This is a genomic window from Variovorax sp. Soil_C_39 (assembly GCF_057656815.1).
Window position 1 is genome coordinate 60,652 of the sequence record NZ_JBDGJQ010000002.1, and the last position, 18,658, is coordinate 79,309.

Genomic DNA, 18,658 nt, shown 5'->3' on the forward strand with positions numbered 1-18,658 from the left:
CGGATCGCGAACTCGCGCTGCATGCCTGTTCTCCGACACCGGGCGCGCAGCTTTGGCGCCATGATCCACCCGTGAAGATCGCGACCTTCAATGTCAACGGCGTCAACGGGCGGCTCCCGCGCCTGCTGGAGTGGCTGGCCGAATCCCGCCCCGACGTGGCCTGCCTGCAGGAACTCAAGTCGCCGGATGCGAACTTTCCCGCCGCGGCGATCCGTGAGGCCGGCTACGGCGTGGTGTTCCACGGCCAGCGCTCATGGAACGGCGTGGCCATCCTGGCGCGCGGGCGCGAACCCATCGAGACGGGTCGCGGCCTCGAAGGCAACACCCAAGACGACCAGAGCCGCTACCTCGAAGCGGTGGTCGGCGGGGTGGTGGTCGGTTGCCTGTACCTGCCCAACGGCAATCCGCAGCCCGGCCCCAAGTTCGACTACAAGCTCGAATGGTTCGAGCGGCTCCAGGCCCATGCACGCCGTCTCTTCGATTGCGGTCTGCCGGTGGTGCTGGCCGGCGACTTCAACGTGGTGCCCACCGACGCCGACATCTACAACCCGGCCTCGTGGCGCAACGACGCGCTGCTGCAGCCTGAGAGCCGCGCCCCGTTCGAACGCCTGCTCGCGCAGGGCTGGACCGATGCGATACGCGCCCGCCATCCCACCGAGGCGATCTACACCTATTGGGACTACTGGCGCAACCGCTGGCCCCGCAATGCGGGCCTGCGCATCGACCACTTGCTGCTGAATGCGGAGCTGGCGCCCTTTCTCGTCGATGCGAACGTGGACCGCGAGGTGCGCGGGCGCCCGGGCGCGAGCGACCATGCGCCAGCCTGGGTCGAGCTCGACCTGCCGCGATAGCCGAGGGGGAGCGGCGGTTGCGCTCTATCGGTATTGCGCCGCGGTGATGAACTGGCCGAACGATTCGCACCAGACGATGACCGTGTCGTAGGCTGCCGGATCGGCTGATTCGGGCATCGGCACAATGAAGTTCTCGAAGGTCTTCACGTCGCCGATGCGCAGCATCTTCGGCTTCAGCCGCAGGAAGTCGGCCTCGGTCTGGACGAACGCCGGCGCGAGGTAGAGCTTGTAGTCCGGCCCGGGTGCCACCTTGCCTTGCAGCGACACGGCGCTGCGGCTCACGGTGACCGTGCCTTCACCCCAGTGCAAGGCATCGCTGTCGGTCAGGTCGCGCTTGAATTGGCCGGTGAACTGCGCCTGGGCCGCCAGCGCGGAAACCTCGGCCGACGTGGGTGCGGGCGGCGCCGTCAGGATGGGCAAGGCATAGATGCCTGCGCCAAAGCCCAGGCCCGCCACGATCCCGTGCGAAGCGACGAGGAGAAGGATCTTCTTCATGCCTGTCCGCCTACAGGGTGCCGGAGCGACCCACCAGCACCGGTTCGGAGCGATAGCGCGCGGGGAACACGCGTTGCAGATTGTCCACCTTGGGCAGGTCGTTGATCACGATGTAGGGCTGCCGCGGGTTGCGGGTCATGTAGTCCTGGTGATACGCCTCCGCGGGGTAGAAGGCCTTTGCCGGCTCGATGGTGGTGGCGATCGGCTTGCCGAACACCTTCGCGTTGTCCAGCTGTGCAATGTAGGTCTTGGCCACCCGGGCCTGTTCGGCGTTCGCGGGGAAGATCGCCGAGCGGTATTGCGTGCCCCGGTCGGGACCCTGGCGGTTCAGCTCGGTGGGGTCGTGCGCCACCGAAAAGTAGATCTGCAGCAGTTGTCCGTAGCTGATCTGGCGCGGATCGTAGGTGATGCGAACCGACTCTGCATGGCCGGTCCGTCCCGAGCCGATCGCGCTGTAGCTGGCAGCGGCGGCATCGCCGCCGGCATAGCCGGACACGGCGCTCCTCACGCCCTTCACGTGCTGGAAGACGCCCTGCACGCCCCAGAAGCAACCGCCTGCGAACACGGCCGTTTCCGAGTCCGCACCCGGGGCCGCGGCAAGATCCTCCGCCGGTGCCGGAATGGCGACGGCCGCCTCCGCCATCGCGGAGGGCTTGGCTTGCCCCACGGCGGCGCCGGCGAAAAGGGCCATGCCGGTGCCGGCGACGATGCCGGCGGCCAACAGGGTGGCGGTGAGCTTGTTCATGTCAGGGTCCTCTCATGGGTCTGATTTCAGACAACACGAGTTCGAGTGAACGCGGTCGTGCGTTACACCTGGGTGGCCTCCGTCGTGAAATTTTCGGCGGCCGGCACGCCGGATCGATGGCTGAAGCGCGCTACACGTTGCTGGTCGCGCGCACTTCCTCGATGGTGGTCTGCCCCGAAAGCACCTTGTCGATGCCGTCCTGGCGCAGCGTGCGCATGCCTTCGCGGAGCGCGGCCGCCTGCAGTTCCTCAGCGCGGGCGCCGCTCTGCACCATGCGGCGCAGTGTCCGGGAGATGACCATCAGCTCGTGGATGCCGACGCGGCCCTTGAAGCCGGTGTTGTCGCAGCGCGGGCAGCCCTTGCTCGAATAGCGCTGGAGCTGGCCGTCACGCGCGTGGCGGCCGAGCCAGCCGCTGCGCACCGCCTCGCGCTCGGCCGGCGTGTCGTGGTCGCTGCCGAACGCGTGCATGTAGTCGGCGAGCAGTTCGTCGACTTCCTCGGGGCTGAGCGGCCGGCTCTGCAGGCAGTGGGTGCAGAGCCGCCGCACCAGCCGCTGCGCCAGCACGGCGAGCAGCGAGTCGGCGAAGTTGAACGGGTCCATGCCCATGTCCAGCAGCCGCGTCACGGTTTCGGGGGCGCTGTTGGTGTGCAGCGTCGACAGCACGAGGTGCCCGGTCAGCGAGGCCTCGATCGCGGTCTTGGCGGTTTCCTCGTCGCGGATCTCGCCGACCATGATCACGTCGGGATCGGCGCGCACGAAGGCGCGCAGCGCCTTGGCGAAGGTCCAGTCGATGCGCGGGTTGACCTGCACCTGGCGCAGGCCCGGCTGCGTGATCTCGATCGGGTCTTCGGCGGTCCAGATCTTGCGCTCGGGCGTGTTGATGTGCATGAGCGCCGAATGCAGCGTGGTGGTCTTGCCCGAGCCCGTGGGGCCCACGCACAGCACCATGCCGTAAGGCCGCTCGACCGCCTTCGTCAGCTCGGCGAGATTGCGCGGCGAGAGGCCGAGCTGGTCGAGCGGGATCGGCGTTGCCGACGCCAGGATCCGCATCACCACGTCCTCCAGGCCGTTGCTGGTGGGAATGGTGGCCACGCGCAGCTCGATGCGGTGCTGCGGCGAATAGCGCGAGAAGTTGATCTTGCCGTCCTGGGGCTTGCGCTTCTCGCTGATGTCGAGGTCGCACATGATCTTCACGCGCGCGACCACCGCGCTGCGGTAGCTCGCGGGCAGCTCGAGGTGCGTGCGCAGGCGGCCGTCGCGGCGAAAGCGGATGCGCGTCTTTTCCTTGCCGGGATAGCTCTCGATGTGGATGTCGGACACGCCTTCGCGGTGCGCGTCGATGATCATGCTGTTGATCATGCGCACCAGCGAGTTGTCCGACTGCTCGACGACGTCCTCGTCGGCGCTCGGCGCGGAGGGGCGTTCCTTCTCGAGTGTGACCAGCAGTTCACTGGTGCCGACGCCCAGGTCGAACTCCAGCGGCCGCGAGGGGTCGGCCGGCATATCCGGCTGGTGCGCGAGCGTGGGATCGAGGATCTCCGAGCCCACCTTCGAATAGGCCTTGAAGAGCAGCGGGTCGAGCGCCAGGCACTGGCCGACGACCGGGATCACCTTCATCTGCGAGATGAACTCCACCTCGTCGATCGCCGCATGGCGGCCCGCGGGATCGTCGAGCGCCAGCACGAGCCGGCCCTGGTGGACCATCAGCGGCATGACCTGCAGGCGCCGGGCGACCGCGAGGCCGACGCTGCGCAATGCCTCCACCTCGGCCGGGAACACATGCAGGTTCACGAGCGGATAGCCCATCTTGCGCACCAGCGCGGTCTGCAACTGGTCGCGCGTGACGAGCCCCATGCGGACCAGCGTTTCGCCGAGCGGCACGCTGCGGTCGAGCTGCTGCTGTTCGAGGCCGGCGCGCAGCTGCGCCTCGGTGACGGCGCCGCTCGCGATCAGCGCCTGGCCGATGCGCAGGATGGGCATGCGGCTCTGGGCTTCGAGGGCCTGCAGCAACTGCTCCGGCGTGACGACTTCGTGGGGGGACATGGATGGGTTCTCCTGTGTGAGGCGATTCTGGGGGCGGCGGCGTGGCTTGTCAGCCGGAGCAGGCCGCTCCCACGCAGGTCGCGACAAAGCGCGGGTACGAAAGTTCGCAATCAGCCATCGGAGAAGCCGAAGGTGTTGCGCCCCGCCGACTTGGCGCGGTACAGCGCCGCGTCGGCGCGGGCCAGCAGGTCCGTTGGCTCGACGGGCGCGTCGGTGGCGCGGTGGAAGGCCACGCCGATGCTGGTGGTGACCTGGAGGCTGCGGCCGTCGAGTTCGAACGGTGCGCTGCCGACCTGATGGACGATCTTGCGCGCGGTGGCCACCGCGTCTTCGCGCATGTGCAGGTTCTCGAGTACCACCACGAACTCGTCGCCGGCCAGGCGGGCGACGGTGTCGGTGCTGCGCACGCTGCCCTTCAGGCGCTTCGCGTACTCGACCAGCACGCCGTCGCCGGTGGCATGGCCGAGCGTGTCGTTGATGCGCTTGAAGTGGTCGATGTCGAGGAACATCACGGCCAACGCCTGGCCCGTGCGCTGCGCCCGCGCGACCGCGCCCGGGAGGAATTCGTTGAAGGCAAGGCGGTTCGCGAGCCCGGTGAGGGTGTCGGCGCGCGCCAGTTCGGTGAGCTTGCGTTCCACGTCCTTCAGCGCGCTGATGTCCAGGCTCAGCGAGAAGATGCCGCGCACGCTGCCGTCGGGCGCGACGTCGGGCACGTAGCTGACGCGGGTCAGCCGGTCGGAGGCCGCGGTGCGGGTGTGGGCCTCGAATTCCAGGCGCTCGCCGGCCAGCGCGCGCGCGATCATGGCCTTGCGCGACAGGTAGAGATCGGGCCCGGCCACGTCGCGCACATGGTTGCCCAGGATGGCCGATGGCTCCACGCCGAGCCAGTCGCGGTAGGTGGCGTTGGCGAAGGTGATCTTCTCGTCGCGGTCGATGTAGGTGATGAGCGCGGGCAGGTTGTCGGTGATGGTGCGCAGCCGCCGTTCGCTCTCGGCCTGGCGCAGCTCGGCGCGCTTGAGCGCCGTGATGTTGAAGGTCATGAGGTAGAAGCCCGTCACCGCGGCTTCGTGGTTCCTGTCGGGAATCAGGTTGACCTGGAAGTAGCCGGTCTTGCCGTGCAGCGGTGCGCGCACCGGAAAACGCACCGCCTTGCCTTCGCGCACCATCGGCAGGTAGGGCTGCAGCTGCCTGTAGACCGCGTGGCCCACCGCCGAGCGCAGCGTCACGCCGTCGAGCGGGCCGTTGCCCAGGCCCGCCATCTGCCGTGCGCGCACGTTGCCGAACAGGCAGTTCTCGTCGTTGTCGAAGTAGCCGACGAGGGCGGGGATGTTGTCCGTCACGTCGCGCAGGCGCTTCTGCTGCTCGGTCAGGGCACGGCGGATGTTCACCTCGTCGGTGATGTCGAAGGTCATCGAGAACACGCCCTGGACCACGCCGTTCGCATCGCTGTCGGGGATGTAGTGGGCCTTGAAGGTGCGGTCGCCCACCCCCAGCCTCGGGTCGCCGTTCTTCTCGAGCACGACCGCGTGGCCGGCCAGCGCGCGGGCATAGGCGGGCGCCACGCTGGCGTACTCATCGGGGCCGCGCATCTCGGGCATCGAGCGGCCGAGCATCTCCTTGCCGCCGTAGAGCATGCGGACCTGCGCGTTCACGAAGGTGTAGTGCAGCGTCGCATCGACGCGGGAGACCAGCGCGGGAATGTTGTCGGCGATGGTCCGCACCTGCGCCTCGCTGTGCGCGAGGTTGAACTCGATCTGCTTGCGCTCGGTGACGTCGGAGGTCATGGCGTAGTAGCCGCGCACGCGGCCCGCCTTGTCGCGGTCGGGAATGAGCTCGGTCTGGAAGTGGCGCTCCCGTTCGCCGCGGCTCTCGATGCGCACGGCCTGGCCGGCCAGCACGCGCCGGACCGCAGCGTCGAGTGCCTCGTCCTCGGCGATGGCACTCAGCCCGCGCACGGGCTCGCCGACCAGCTGTACCGCATTGCGCCCGAGCTTCCGGCTGAGCGCCTCGTTGACGAAGGTGTAGCGGCCCTCGGCGTCGACGTGCGCAATCATCGCGGGCAGGTTGTCGGTGATGTCGCGCAGGAACTTCTCGCTCGCGCGGCGCTGCAGCATCAGCGTGTCGAAGGTGCGCCGGAGGTCGCCGATCTCGTCGCGCGCATAGTCCGGCAGCACGACGATTTCGGTCGCGAGGTTCTCCGCGTCGAGCATGTGGCGATGCAGGTGCCTGAGCGGATCGAGTTGGCGGTGCACCACCGCCAGCGCGAGAGCCCCCGCCATCACCGCGAGCAGCACCGCGCCGATCCAGGCCGTGCGCTCGATCGATTCGAAATGTGCGAACGCCTCCGAGGTCGGGTACATCGCGCCGATCACCCAATCGGTCTGCGGAATGCGCTTGAAGGCATACATGCCATGCACCCCGGCATGGTTGAAGCCTTCGGCGATGCCTTCGAACTGTTTGGCCGGGAGGTCGATCTCGGGCGGGGCGTTGCCCGTCGGGTCGGCCGTCCGGGCGATGAGATCGGTGCGGGGATGATCGATGACGACCCCGTCGGTGGTCGTGATGAACAGGTAGCCAGTGTCGCCGAACCGGGTCCCGGCCATCTCGCCGAGGATGTTGCGGCCGCCGAGGTCGATGGCGGCCGAGATCACGAAGCGCAACGCCCCCGCTTCGTCGAACACCGGCTGGGTGAGGGCGACCTGTGCCAGGCCGGTCAGGCGGTTGAAGTAGGGCTCGGAAACCACGCCGGCCTTGGCCTGCAGGGTCCGGCGGAAGTAGGGCCGGTCGAGGATGTTGACCGCCCCCTCGGGCCGTGCCCCGTTCAGGTTGGCGACCAGGTCGCCCTCGGCCGTGAACATCGCAACGTTGCTGAAGGCCCGGCGCAGGGGCGCATGCCGCTCCAGGTACGGCTGCAGCAGGGCCGGATCTTCGAATCCGGCCACCTCCACGCCCACGGCGAAGGTCTGCAGCAGGGTCCGCCAGCCCACGAACTTCTGGTCGACGGTGTCCGCAATCGCCGACAGCCGCGCCTGCTCCTCGCTCTCGATCGACGCCTTCACGCTGGTGCGCACCAGCTGCAGCGCCACCGTCGCGATCGCGATCGTTGCCAGCAGGACCACCAGGGCGGCCCCCAGGCTCAGGCGCGTGTTCAAGCTGAAGCGGATGTTTCTTAGACCGGGTGAGTTCATGGGCGACCGACATGCATCGCGTGATCCGCGCCGCGCACGTAGTGTGTCAGAAGGAGATTTTCAGTTGTTTCTGGCAATCCACCATATACACGTCTACTAACAAGTCGGATTCACTTTTGGTGCGTCGGGCAGGCTGGCGCACCGACAGGCGGGGAGGGACGCCACCGGCCCGAAGGCCAGGTATCGGGCACCTCGCCCTCCGGTTCGGCCGCATCGCCCAGGAGCGGATCGACCGCGCGCGTGCGGTCGATGTGCAGCAGCGCATCGAACTGCATCGGCAGCCGCGCGAAGAAATAGTGGCTCTGGCGTTCGGTCTCGGGGCGATACGATCTCGCCGAGCGTCTCGACCATGTGCCGGTAGCGCAGGTTCCACGCCTCGGCAGCGGCGCTGCGCAGCCGCACGAGCATTTCGACCACTTCTTTCTGGCATGACGGCGTGTTGCCGAGCCCGGCCATCAGGCCGTAGACTTGGCCGCCGTCGCCCACGCGGTCGAAGCAGCCATAGCGCTCGCGCGCCAGCCGGGCGCCTTCGGGGTCGGTGCGGTCGAAATAGTCGAGCACCGACTCGATGGAGCCGTGCAGGCTGTAGAGATCGAGACCGTAGAAGCCGGTCTTGCCCTGCGGCGGCCCGGCCTCGTTGAAGGCGCGCTGCCACTCGACGAAGCGCGCCACGTCCTGGTTGCGCCACATCCAGGTAGGAAAGCGCGTGAAGCCCGCGAGGGCCTCGTGCGCCGTTGCGTCGCCGCCGAAACCGCGCACGTAGCGGTTCACGCGCCAGGCGTCGGGCCAGTCGCCCTCGACCGCCACGGCGCTGAACCCTTTCTCGGTAAACAGGCGCCGGGTGATGGCCGCACGCTCGGCATAGAACTCGTGCGTGCCGTGGGAAGCTTCGCCGAGCAGCACGTAATGCGCATCGCCGATCAGTTCGAGCAGGGCATCGTGGTCGTGCGCCGAGCCGTCCATGGGGTGCGCGACGGCGCGCAGTGCATCGGTGTCCTTCCGCATCTTCGACGGGTCCATGGATGACGGTCCTCCGTTCGCCAGTGTTTCAGGCCGACAGCGCGCCGTGGTGACGGTTCGCCGCGTCATCGAGCAGCGCGCAGACCTCCTCGTCGCTGGTCTGCGAAAAGTCGATGTACCAGCGCCCGACGCCGAGGAAGGATTCGGGCACTTCAGCACAGACGATCTCGTCGGCCTCGCTGCGCAGCAGTTCGCAGGCCTCTGCCGACGCCACCGGCACGGCCACCACGGTGCGTGCAGGCTGCTGCCGGCGCACCGCGCGCACGGCGGCGCGCATGGTCGATCCGGTGGCCAGGCCGTCGTCGACCAGGATCACGGTGCGCCCGTGCAACGCCAGCGGCGGACGGTCGCGGCGGTAGGTGCGTTCGCGCCGCGCCAGCTCACGCTGTTCGCGGGCTACGACGTCTTCGATGTCGCTGCGGGTGAGGCCGAGTTCGTGCACGACCCGCGCGTCGAGCAGCTGTTCGCCGCCGCTGGCGATGGCGCCCATGGCGTATTCCTCGTTCCAGGGAATGCCGAGCTTGCGCACCACGAGCACATCGAGCGGGGCGTCGAGCGCCCGGGCCACTTCATAGGCCACGGGTGTGCCGCCGCGTGGCAGGGCCAGCACGACCACACCGGACTGCCCGGCGTGGCCGCCCAGCTTTTGCGCCAGCGTGCGGCCGGCGTCCCTGCGGTCACGAAAGTGTTCGAAGGCCATGTGTCCGGCGCTTCCGGAGGAGCTTTGCCGGACGACCTTAATTTTGCCGTGCCGCCGCGGGTGTAGGGCGAAGCGCACATCGGCGTAGGCGCCCGCTGCCACGGGCGCCTGCGCTGCCTGCGCGCTCAGGCGGCCTGGATCTCGATGCGTCGCGGCTGCGCGTGTTCCGCCTTCGGAATGCGCAGCTTGAGCACGCCCTGCGACAGCTCGGCCGTGATCGCGGCGGTGTCGAGTTCCTTGCTGAGCGTGAAGACGCGGCGGAAGCGTGCCAGGCCCACTTCGATGTGGCTCGACGACAGCCCGTTGGGCACCGAGATGTCGGTCTCGGCGTCGATGGTCAGCGTGTCCGCCGCCACGTGCAGGCCGAGCTTGTCGCGCGAGACGCCGGGCAGGTCGGCATAGAGCGTGATGCCGCCGCTGTCCTCGATCACGTCCACCGGCGGGGTCAAGGCCGCATCGCTGTAGCGGGTGTCGTCCCCGCGGGCGACCTGTGTTGCCGTTTGCTGCGCCTTCTGCTCGGCGACGCGGTTCGATGGGGTGGTGTTCATGGTCGTTCTCCTTTCTTGCCTGGTTCTCTCTGCTTCGTCATTGAACGGTTATGCGCCGCGGCTGCGACGAGGCACGGCGCTGCACGCTGATGTGCAGCACGCCGTCGCGGTACTTGGCGGTGACCGCGTCGGGGTCGGCATCGTCGGGCAGGGTCAGCACCCTGCGGAAGCTCCCCTCGAAGCGCTCGTTGATGTGAACGGCCGCCTTGGCGCCGGCTTCGGGCAGCGCATTGCTGCGCTGGCCGGCGATCGAGAGCAGCCCGCGCTCGAGATGGACCTCGAGGCTGGACGGATCGACGCCGGGCGCGAACGCGTAGATCTCCACGGTCTGCGGCGTGCCGCCGATGTTCAGTGCCGGAAAGCCGTTGCGGGCGAGGCCGCGGATGGTGGGAGACAGATCGAAGGCCTGCTGCATCTCGCGCTGCAGGCGATCCATCTCGGCGAACATGTCGCGTGGAAACAGGGATCGGTACATGGCGAAACCTCCATTTAGAAACAAGGGTTGACGCTGCGCCGGAGGCCACCCCCGGCGCTTCCGTCTTGCGAAGTAGGTGCCACGACCTTCTTTTCAAGAGGGGTTTCGTAGCCGTTTCCGGCCGATCGCGCGCATGCTATTGCGCCGCGCAGCGCGGCAGAAAAAACCAATCTGCAGACTCTCTTGAAGGCTTGGCCGGAAGACCTATTTCGATGCTCGTCGAACCGTCAATCGTCATCCCGAACCTAGAGGAGATTTGTCATGCCGATGGACCTGCTCAAGCAGATTGCCGCATCCCGGCTCCCCGTGTCGTTTCGCACGCCGAAGGAGATCGACGAAGTCCGGATTCTTCGCCAGGCCGGACTCGTGATCGCCTTCGTTCCGGCGCCAGCCGATCCCTTGAAGCTGTCGGGCGCGGAGCCCGCCGCCCAGGTGCTGGCCATCACAGAGAAGGGGCGCGAGGAGCTCGCGCGCATTCACTATCCCGGCGAGTTGCCGCGCGGCCCGTCGCAGCGCGCGGGATGGAAGAATCTGCTCGCGGGCGCGCGATTCGGACAGAAATTGCGGCAAGTCTTGCCGGTGCGCAGCCACGACGCGCACCCATCGCAGCGGATGTAGGCGGCATCCTTCCTGAACTCGCGCGGAAATCCATGCCGTTCCAAGGTCCATCCCGCGCTGAATCCAGTCGCCATTGAGGGCATCAACAGGAGACAGACATGGATTTCGAGGGCATCTACTGCTTTGACACCGCCACCGTCCGCTTTGCGATCTACCCGGACGGGCCCGATGGCGCGCGGATCGTCGCGCAGATATCGGAGGAGACGCTGCACGACGTGTTTGGTACGCGCAATCTCGGGGACCGCCTGCTCGAAACGTGCAAGGCGCACTTCGATGCGATCGGGGGGGCTGCGAAGCGGCGCTACCGCGCCAATCCGCACCAGGCCATCGTGCTGACCGTGCGCGATTTCTCGCTGCGCAGCGCCGATCCTTCACCTGTCGTCAGCAAGATACATCAAGAATTAGTCACAACGTGATGTAAATCACGTTGCACGGCGTGCGGTGCGAGCATCTTTCCGACATGCAGAGGAGGCCAAGCCTCCTGGGCCGTATCGTATGGGCTCTGTAAATTCTGTTCAGGATTTGTGAAGCGTCTGCGCGCTCTTTCGTGCGCTGGCTCGCAATCCTATTCTCAGGGAGGAACGCTGGTGCCATTGACTCAGCCGTCCATCGGACTCGAACCGCACGATGCATATCTGTTCCGCGAAGGAACGCACGCCCGCCTATACGACCGCCTGGGTTGTCATCTCGACCCCCAACAAGGAGGCGCACGCTTCGCCGTGTGGGCGCCCAATGCGGAGTCCGTCTCGGTCGTCGGCGATTGGAATCACTGGTCCGGCGAGGCCGATCCGCTGTCTGCGGACCCGGGTGGCACCGGCATCTGGCACGGCCACGTGCCGCAGGCAGCCGTGGGGCAAGCCTACAAGTTCCGCATCCATTCGCGCGTCAACGGCTACGTGGTGGACAAGGCCGATCCCTTTGCCTTCTGCGCCGAGCTGCCGCCTGCCACGGGCTCGCGCATCTGCGACCTGAGCTACGAGTGGAACGACGCCGAATGGATGGCGACCCGCGCCGCTCATAATGCGCTCGACGCACCGATGTCGGTCTACGAGGTGCACCTGGGATCGTGGCGCCGGCGCGAGGGCCAGTTCATGGATTACCGCGAGATGGCGCACGCCCTCGCGACCTACGTGAAAGAAATGGGTTTTACCCACGTCGAGCTCATGCCCGTGACGGAGCATCCGTTCTATGGATCGTGGGGCTACCAGACCACCGGCTATTTCGCCCCGACCTCGCGCTTCGGTTCGCCGCAAGACTTCATGTACCTGGTCGACCATCTGCACCAGAACGGCATCGGCGTGCTGCTCGACTGGGTGCCGTCGCACTTTCCGACCGATGAGCATGGCCTCGGATACTTCGACGGGACACACCTCTACGAACATGCCGATCCGCGCCAGGGCTTCCACCCCGAGTGGAATTCGAGCATCTTCAACTACGGGCGCAACGAAGTGCGCAGCTTCCTGGTGTCGTCGGGCCTGTTCTGGCTCGACCGCTACCACCTCGATGGCCTGCGCGTGGACGCGGTCGCCTCGATGCTCTACCTGGACTATGCGCGCAAGCATGGTGAGTGGATTCCCAACCGCCATGGTGGGCGCGAGAACCTGGAGGCCATCGAGTTCCTCCAGACCCTGAACCGCGCCGTCTATCGCGAGCACCCCGACACGGTCACCGTGGCCGAGGAATCGACCTCGTACCCGCGCGTGTCGCGACCGACCGACATGGATGGCCTGGGCTTCGGCGAAAAATGGAACATGGGTTGGATGCACGACGTGCTCGACTACATGAAGGAAGAGCCGATCTACCGCAAGTACCACCATCACAAGATGACGTTCTCGCTGGTGTACGCCTTCCACGAGAACTTCGTGCTGCCGCTCTCGCATGACGAGGTGGTGCATGGCAAGGGATCGTTGATCAACAAGATGCCTGGCGACCCGTGGCAGCAGTTCGCGAACCTGCGCGCGCTGTTCGGCTACATGTGGACGCATCCGGGCAAGAAGCTGCTGTTCATGGGGGGCGAGTTCGGCCAGCGCCGTGAATGGACGCACGACGGCGAACTCGAATGGTGGGTCTGCGGCATCGAAGGGCACTCGGGTCTGCAGCGGCTCGTGGCGCAGCTCAACCGCGTGTACCGCGCCTCACCGGCGCTCTACCAGCAGGACTTTTCGCCGGCGGGCTTCGAATGGATCGCGGCGGATGAAGCCGACACCAGCGTGTTCGCGTTCCTGCGCAAGGCCCGCGACGGCGCACCGCCGCTGCTGGTGGTGAGCAACATGACGCCGGTGCCGCGCACCAACTACCTGCTGGGCGTGCCGCTCGGCGGGGTGTGGCGGGAAATCCTGAACACCGACGCCGTCGAGTTCGGCGGCTCCGGATGGGGCAACCTGGGCGGCGTCGAATCCGCCCCCGTGCGCTCGCACGGTCGCATGCAGGCGGTCAGCCTGACGCTGCCTCCGCTTTCCACCCTGATCCTCGAGCACAGCCCATCATGAAGAAGAAAACTACCGCTACCGCCACCTCGCAAGCCACCGCCATCACCGTTTCACCCGACATCACCGACGGCGCGCGCCGTGCCGTGATCGATGCCGTGCTGCCGTCGGTGGACCACGGCCGGTTCCCGGTCAAATGCGTCGTCGGCGAAAAGTTTCGCGTGACCGCGCACTGCTTCACCGACGGCCACGACGTTCTGCGTGCCAACCTGTGCTGGCGCGCCGAAGGCGAGGCCGAGTTCCGCGAGGTGCCGATGACGCCCCTCGTCAACGACGTGTGGGAGGCTTCCATCACACCGCCGTCCCTCGGACGCTACGGCTACACCGTGGCCGCTTGGGTCGATCCGTTCGAATCCTGGCGCCACGAGCTGACGCGCCGTATCGACGCGGACGACGTGCGCATCGCGCTGCAGGTCGGTGCGCTCGAGATCGCCGAGGCCGCGAAGCGCGCCGCCGGTACCGACCGAAAGGCACTTGCGGGCTGGGCCAAGGCGCTGGACGCGCTGGCATGCGACCCCGACGCGCAGGTCGCCACGCTGAAGGCGCTGGCGCTCGACGAGGAACAGACCACGCTGGCCCGTCGCTACCCCGACCGGCGCCACGAAGTGCGCTTCGCGATCGAGTTGCCGCTCGACGCCGAACGCGAGCGCGCGCGCTTCAGCACTTGGTACGAACTCTTTCCGCGCTCCACCGGCCCCACGCCCGGCGTGCATGGCACCTTCAGGGACGTCGAGCGCCGCCTTCCGGCGATTGCCGCGATGGGCTTCGACGTGCTCTATTTCCCGCCGATTCACCCCGTGGGGCGGGTGCAGCGCAAGGGGCCGAACAATGCGCTGACCCACGGTCCCGACGACGTGGGCAGCCCGTGGGCCATCGGCGCCGAGGAGGGAGGCCACAAGTCGATCCTGCCGGCGCTCGGCACGCCTGAGGACTTCCGCCACCTGCGCGAGGAGGCGGCCAAGCACGGCATCGAGCTCGCGCTCGACATCGCGTTCCAGTGCGCGCCCGACCATCCCTACGTGAAGGCGCATCCCGAGTGGTTCCGCTGGCGTCCCGACGGCACCGTGCAGTATGCCGAGAACCCGCCCAAGAAGTACCAGGACATCTATCCGTTCAACTTCGAGAGCGAGGACTGGCGCGGCCTGTGGTCCGAGCTGCGCAGCGTGATCGAGCACTGGATCGGGGAGGGCGTGCGCATCTTCCGCGTCGACAATCCGCACACCAAGGCTTTCCCGTTCTGGGAATGGTGCATCGGCGAGATCCGGCGCCAGCACCCCGAGGTGATCTTCCTGGCCGAAGCCTTCACGCGGCCCAAGGTGATGCACCGCCTCGCGAAGGGCGGCTTCTCGCAGTCGTACACCTACTTCACCTGGCGCAACACCAAGGCCGAGCTCATCGAGTATTTCACCGAGCTGTCCACCGCACCGGGGATCGACTACTTCCGTCCCAACGTCTGGCCCAACACGCCCGACATCCTGCACGAGCAGTTGCAGGGCGGCGAGACCTCGGTCTACCAGACCCGGCTGGTACTGGCGGCGACGCTCGCGGCCAACTACGGCATCTACGGCCCCGCCTACGAACTGCGCGAGCACAAGCCGCGCGAGCCCGGCAGCGAGGAATACCGCGACTCCGAAAAGTACCAGCTGCGCCACTGGAACCACGACGACCCGGAAAGCCTCGCGCCGTTCATCGCGCGCGTGAACCGCATCCGGCGCGAGAACCCCGCGCTGCAATGGGACCGCACGCTGCGCTTCCTGCCGATCGAGAACGATCAGCTGCTGGCCTATGCCAAGGCGTCGGAGGATGGCCGCAACGTGATCGTCACGGTGGTCAATCTCGACCCGCACAACGTGCAGTCCGGCTGGGTCAACCTGGCGCCCAAGAGCCTCGGCATCGAGACGCACGAGGCGTTCCAGATGCACGACCTGCTGAGCGGCCAACGCTTCATGTGGCAGGGCGATTGGCACTACGTGCAGCTCGACCCGCATCGCGTTCCGGCGCACATCTTCGCCGTGCGGCGTCGGGATGCCGACGACCGCGATTTCGATTACTTTGTTTGAAGGCGCAAGATGAACGCACCTGTACCCCATATTGCGCTTGAAACGGTCGAGATCGACACGAGCGACGATCCGCTTTGGTACCGCGACGCGGTGATCTACCAGCTGAACGTCAAGGCGTTCTTCGACACCAACAACGACGGCTTCGGCGACTTCAAGGGCGTGACCGCCAAGCTCGACTACGTCAAGGAGCTCGGCGTCAACACGATCTGGCTGATGCCGTTCTATCCGTCGCCGATGCGCGACGACGGCTACGACATTTCGGCCTACGAGGACGTGAACCCGCAGTACGGCACGATCGACGACTTCCGCGAGATGATGGACGAGGCGCACAAGCGGGGCCTGCGCGTGATCACCGAGCTGGTCATCAACCACACCTCGATCGACCACCCCTGGTTCCAGGCCGCGCGCAACGCGCCGCCCGGATCGCCCGAGCGCGATTTCTATGTCTGGAGCGACACCGACCAGATCTACCAGGGCACCCGGATCATCTTCACCGACACCGAGACCTCCAACTGGGCCTGGGACCCGGTGGCCAAGGCCTACTACTGGCACCGCTTCTTCAGCCACCAGCCCGACCTCAACTTCGACAACCCGGCCGTGCTCGAGGCGATCTTCAAGGTGATGCGCTTCTGGCTCGACATGGGCGTGGACGGGTTCCGGCTCGACGCCATTCCCTACCTGGTGGAGCGCGACGGCACCAGCAACGAGAACCTGCCCGAGACGCACGACGTCATCAAGAAGCTGCGCGCCGCCATCGACGCCGAGTACAAGAACCGCTTCCTGCTGGCCGAGGCCAACATGTGGCCCGAGGACGTGCGCGAATACTTCGGCGACGGCGACGAGTGCCACATGGCCTACCACTTTCCGCTCATGCCGCGGATGTACATGGCCATCGCCCAGGAAGACCGGCATCCGATCGTCGAGATCATGCAGCAGACGCCCGACATTCCCGAGGGATGCCAGTGGGCCATTTTCCTGCGCAACCACGACGAGCTCACGCTCGAGATGGTGACCAGCAAGGAGCGCGACTACATGTACAACATGTATGCCGCCGACACGCGTGCGCGCATCAACCTGGGCATCCGGCGCCGCCTTGCGCCGCTGATGGAAAACGACCTCGATCGCGTCAAGCTCATGAACGGCATGCTGCTGTCGATGCCCGGTTCGCCGATCATCTACTACGGCGACGAGATCGGCATGGGCGACAACGTGTTCGTCGGCGACCGCAACGGCGTGCGCACGCCGATGCAGTGGAGCCCCGACCGCAACGCCGGCTTCTCGCGCGCCGATCCGCAGCGGCTGTACCTGCAGCCGATCATGGACCCCATGTTCGGCTACGAGGCGCTCAACGTCGAGGCGCAGGCGCGCGACGCCAGCTCGCTGCTCAGCTGGACCAAGCGCATGCTCGCCGTGCGCAAGACCAGCCACGCCTTCGGCCGCGGCAAGCGGCGCTTTCTCAAGCCCGGCAACCGCAAGATCCTGGCCTACCTGAGCGAGTACGAGGACGACATCATCCTGACGGTGTTCAATCTCTCGCGGGCCGCCCAGCCCGTGGAGCTCGACCTGTCCGCCTTCAAGGGGCGGGTGCCGATCGAGATGCTCGGGCGCGTGCCGTTCCCGCCCATCGGCGAGCTGCCTTACCTGCTGACGCTCGCTTCGTACGGCTTCTACTGGTTCAAGCTCGCCTCCGACGCCGAGATGCCGAGCTGGCACCAGGAGGGCGTGGCGCTTCAGGATTGGCCCACGCTCGTGCTGTTCGACGGCTGGAACAGCTTCTTCCGCGACCGCGTGATGCCGTGGCGCATGGGCATGTCCGAGCGCATGCGCAACCAGTTCGAACTCGACATCCTGCCGCGGCACATCGAGATCCAACGCTGGTATGCGTCCAAGGGAACCCCGATCGCCCGGGCGCAACTGGCGGACTATGCAGTGTGGGAAACCGACGGGCAGAGCTGGCTTCTGCCGACGCTCGAACTCGACAGCCCACCCGGCGGCGCCACCTACTTCATGCCGCTCGCGCTGGCATGGGAAGAGCGCGACGAGGAGCGCATGAATGGCCTCACGCAGGCGGCACTGGCCAAGATCCGCCAGCAGGCGCAGGTGGGCGTGATGGGCGATGCCTTCTACGACGAGGCCTTCTGCCGAGCCCTGGTGCAGGCGATCCGTGACGGCATGGAACTGCCGACAGCGAACGGCCGGCTGCGCTTCAAGGCCACGGCCGCGTTCGCGGCCATCGACGCCGACATCGCGACCATGCAGGTGGGCCGGCCCAGCGGCGTGAGCAGCAACACCGTGCTCACGATGGACGAGACGCTGTTCCTCAAGGGATACCGCAACGTGCGCGAAGGCTTGAACCCCGAGCTCGAGATGGGACGCTTCCTGACCGAGGACGCAAAGTACCCGTCGTGCGTGCCGGTGCTGGGCGCGCTCGAGTACATCGGCAACGATGGCCGCACGATGACGCTCGCGATGGTGCAGTCGTATGTGGCGAACCAGGGCGACGGCTGGGAGCACACGCTCGGCTATCTCGAGCGCTACCTGCGCGACTTCGCCACCACCGACGGCGGTACCGCGCCCGATCCGCTGATCGAGCATGGCGGCTTCCTGGCCCTCATGACCACGTTGGGGCAGCGCACGGCCGAACTGCACAACGCACTCGCGATGCGCACGGGCGCGGCGGCCTTCGAGCCCGAGGCGCTGCAGCCCGAGGACGTCGCGCGCTACACGGCCAGCGCCGACGCCGACGCCAAGGTCACGCTCGCGCTGCTGCGCGAACGCATCGGCCAGCTGCCCGCCGTGGCACAGCCCGATGCGCAGGCGCTGCTCGACATGGAGGCTGCGCTGCACGCCACCATCGCGGCACGCCGGCCGCAGACGCAGGGCGCCATCAAGAGCCGCTACCACGGCGACTTCCACCTGGGGCAGGTGCTGCTGCGCGACAACGACTTCCTGATCATCGATTTCGAAGGCGAGCCGGCGCGCAGCTTCGACGAGCGCCGCACCAAGGGGTCGCCGCTGCGCGACGTGGCGGGCATGCTGCGCTCCTTCAACTATGCGCGTTGGTCCGCCCTGCGACGCGTGGCGCAGAGCGCCGAGGAAGCCGTCATGCTGGCCACGCCAGCCGCGGCCTGGGAACAGGCCGCGCGAGAAGCCTTCCTGGCGGGCTACATGGGTTCGCTCACCACCGCGGACGGCAAGGCCGCGGCGATCGATGCCGAACTGCTCGCGCTGTTCGAGCTCGAGAAGGCGCTCTACGAAATGCGTTACGAACTCAACAACCGGGTCGACTGGGCGCAGGTCCCGTTGAACGGCGTGCTCGCCATGCTCCAGCCACCGCCAGCCGCCTGACCCGTCGACCCTCCACCCCGAAGCACGCGCCGCACCCGCGGCAACTGCTTCGATTTTCATATCCGCCTACCACCGCCATC

The 18,658-nt window shown here is 67.0% G+C and carries 14 protein-coding genes; 6 read left to right on the forward strand and 8 right to left on the reverse strand.

What is annotated here, in order from left to right:
- Positions 1-71: 71 nt before the first annotated feature.
- A complete protein-coding gene (locus AC3A6J_RS04345) occupies positions 72-851 on the forward strand; it encodes an exodeoxyribonuclease III (RefSeq protein WP_487858686.1) in 780 nt (259 codons plus the stop codon).
- Positions 852-875: 24 nt separating this feature from the next.
- Here the strand turns inward: AC3A6J_RS04345 and AC3A6J_RS04350 are convergent, their stop codons facing one another.
- The 8 genes from AC3A6J_RS04350 to AC3A6J_RS04385 all read right to left on the reverse strand — a co-directional run bounded on the left by AC3A6J_RS04350 (position 876) and on the right by AC3A6J_RS04385 (position 10,066).
- The gene (locus AC3A6J_RS04350) at positions 876-1,346 is read right to left on the reverse strand and encodes a DM13 domain-containing protein (protein ID WP_487858687.1); all 471 of its coding nucleotides are present in this window, start codon (positions 1,344-1,346) and stop codon (positions 876-878) included.
- 10 nt (positions 1,347-1,356) lie between these two features.
- The gene (msrA, locus tag AC3A6J_RS04355) at positions 1,357-2,091 is read right to left on the reverse strand and encodes a peptide-methionine (S)-S-oxide reductase MsrA (RefSeq protein ID WP_487858688.1); all 735 of its coding nucleotides are present in this window, start codon (positions 2,089-2,091) and stop codon (positions 1,357-1,359) included.
- 130 nt (positions 2,092-2,221) lie between these two features.
- A complete protein-coding gene (locus tag AC3A6J_RS04360) occupies positions 2,222-4,135 on the reverse strand; it encodes a GspE/PulE family protein (RefSeq protein ID WP_487858689.1) in 1,914 nt (637 codons plus the stop codon).
- 110 nt (positions 4,136-4,245) lie between these two features.
- Positions 4,246-7,287 carry a sensor domain-containing diguanylate cyclase gene (locus AC3A6J_RS04365; RefSeq protein WP_487858690.1) on the reverse strand — a complete coding sequence of 1,014 codons (3,042 nt, stop codon included), beginning with the start codon at positions 7,285-7,287 and terminating at the stop codon, positions 4,246-4,248.
- A gap of 132 nt (positions 7,288-7,419) precedes the next feature.
- Complete coding sequence (locus AC3A6J_RS04370; protein WP_487858691.1) at positions 7,420-8,343, reverse strand: erythromycin esterase family protein; 924 nt, start codon at positions 8,341-8,343, stop codon at positions 7,420-7,422.
- A 28-nt stretch (positions 8,344-8,371) separates the two neighbouring features.
- Entirely contained in the window at positions 8,372-9,043 is a 672-nt protein-coding gene (locus AC3A6J_RS04375; RefSeq protein ID WP_487858692.1) for a phosphoribosyltransferase, read from the reverse strand.
- Between the two features lie 125 nt (positions 9,044-9,168).
- Complete coding sequence (locus AC3A6J_RS04380) at positions 9,169-9,591, reverse strand: Hsp20/alpha crystallin family protein (RefSeq protein ID WP_487858693.1); 423 nt, start codon at positions 9,589-9,591, stop codon at positions 9,169-9,171.
- Positions 9,592-9,628: 37 nt separating this feature from the next.
- Entirely contained in the window at positions 9,629-10,066 is a 438-nt protein-coding gene (locus AC3A6J_RS04385; protein ID WP_487858694.1) for an Hsp20/alpha crystallin family protein, read from the reverse strand.
- A gap of 261 nt (positions 10,067-10,327) precedes the next feature.
- On the opposite strand from AC3A6J_RS04385, the gene AC3A6J_RS04390 reads away from it, so the two are divergent.
- From AC3A6J_RS04390 to treS, 5 genes are all read left to right on the forward strand, one after another.
- Positions 10,328-10,684 (forward strand): hypothetical protein, encoded by a 357-nt coding sequence (locus tag AC3A6J_RS04390; protein ID WP_487858695.1) that lies wholly within the window; start codon positions 10,328-10,330, stop codon positions 10,682-10,684.
- 98 nt (positions 10,685-10,782) lie between these two features.
- Positions 10,783-11,100, forward strand: a complete 318-nt coding sequence (locus AC3A6J_RS04395; RefSeq protein ID WP_487858696.1) for a hypothetical protein — start codon at positions 10,783-10,785, stop codon at positions 11,098-11,100.
- A 171-nt stretch (positions 11,101-11,271) separates the two neighbouring features.
- On the forward strand, positions 11,272-13,173 hold the full coding sequence (gene glgB, locus AC3A6J_RS04400; protein ID WP_487858697.1) for a 1,4-alpha-glucan branching protein GlgB: 1,902 nt from the start codon (positions 11,272-11,274) through the stop codon (positions 13,171-13,173).
- Positions 13,170-15,230 carry an alpha-1,4-glucan--maltose-1-phosphate maltosyltransferase gene (locus AC3A6J_RS04405; protein WP_487858698.1) on the forward strand — a complete coding sequence of 687 codons (2,061 nt, stop codon included), beginning with the start codon at positions 13,170-13,172 and terminating at the stop codon, positions 15,228-15,230. Before glgB ends, AC3A6J_RS04405 begins: the two co-directional genes overlap by 4 nt.
- 9 nt (positions 15,231-15,239) lie before the next feature.
- Positions 15,240-18,578, forward strand: a complete 3,339-nt coding sequence (gene treS, locus AC3A6J_RS04410; RefSeq protein WP_487858699.1) for a maltose alpha-D-glucosyltransferase — start codon at positions 15,240-15,242, stop codon at positions 18,576-18,578.
- The last annotated feature ends 80 nt before the right edge of the window (positions 18,579-18,658 follow it).

Excerpts from the sequence above, each read along its gene's own strand:
- AC3A6J_RS04350 (WP_487858687.1), bottom strand. The coding sequence starts at position 1,346 with ATGAAGAAGATCCTTCTCCTCGTCGCTTCGCACGGGATCGTGGCGGGC.
- msrA (WP_487858688.1), bottom strand. The coding sequence starts at position 2,091 with ATGAACAAGCTCACCGCCACCCTGTTGGCCGCCGGCATCGTCGCCGGC.
- AC3A6J_RS04360 (WP_487858689.1), bottom strand. The coding sequence starts at position 4,135 with ATGTCCCCCCACGAAGTCGTCACGCCGGAGCAGTTGCTGCAGGCCCTC.
- AC3A6J_RS04370 (WP_487858691.1), bottom strand. The coding sequence starts at position 8,343 with ATGGACCCGTCGAAGATGCGGAAGGACACCGATGCACTGCGCGCCGTC.
- AC3A6J_RS04375 (WP_487858692.1), bottom strand. The coding sequence starts at position 9,043 with ATGGCCTTCGAACACTTTCGTGACCGCAGGGACGCCGGCCGCACGCTG.
- AC3A6J_RS04380 (WP_487858693.1), bottom strand. The coding sequence starts at position 9,591 with ATGAACACCACCCCATCGAACCGCGTCGCCGAGCAGAAGGCGCAGCAA.
- AC3A6J_RS04385 (WP_487858694.1), bottom strand. The coding sequence starts at position 10,066 with ATGTACCGATCCCTGTTTCCACGCGACATGTTCGCCGAGATGGATCGC.
- AC3A6J_RS04390 (WP_487858695.1), top strand. The coding sequence starts at position 10,328 with ATGCCGATGGACCTGCTCAAGCAGATTGCCGCATCCCGGCTCCCCGTG.
- AC3A6J_RS04395 (WP_487858696.1), top strand. The coding sequence starts at position 10,783 with ATGGATTTCGAGGGCATCTACTGCTTTGACACCGCCACCGTCCGCTTT.
- AC3A6J_RS04405 (WP_487858698.1), top strand. The coding sequence starts at position 13,170 with ATGAAGAAGAAAACTACCGCTACCGCCACCTCGCAAGCCACCGCCATC.
- treS (WP_487858699.1), top strand. The coding sequence starts at position 15,240 with ATGAACGCACCTGTACCCCATATTGCGCTTGAAACGGTCGAGATCGAC.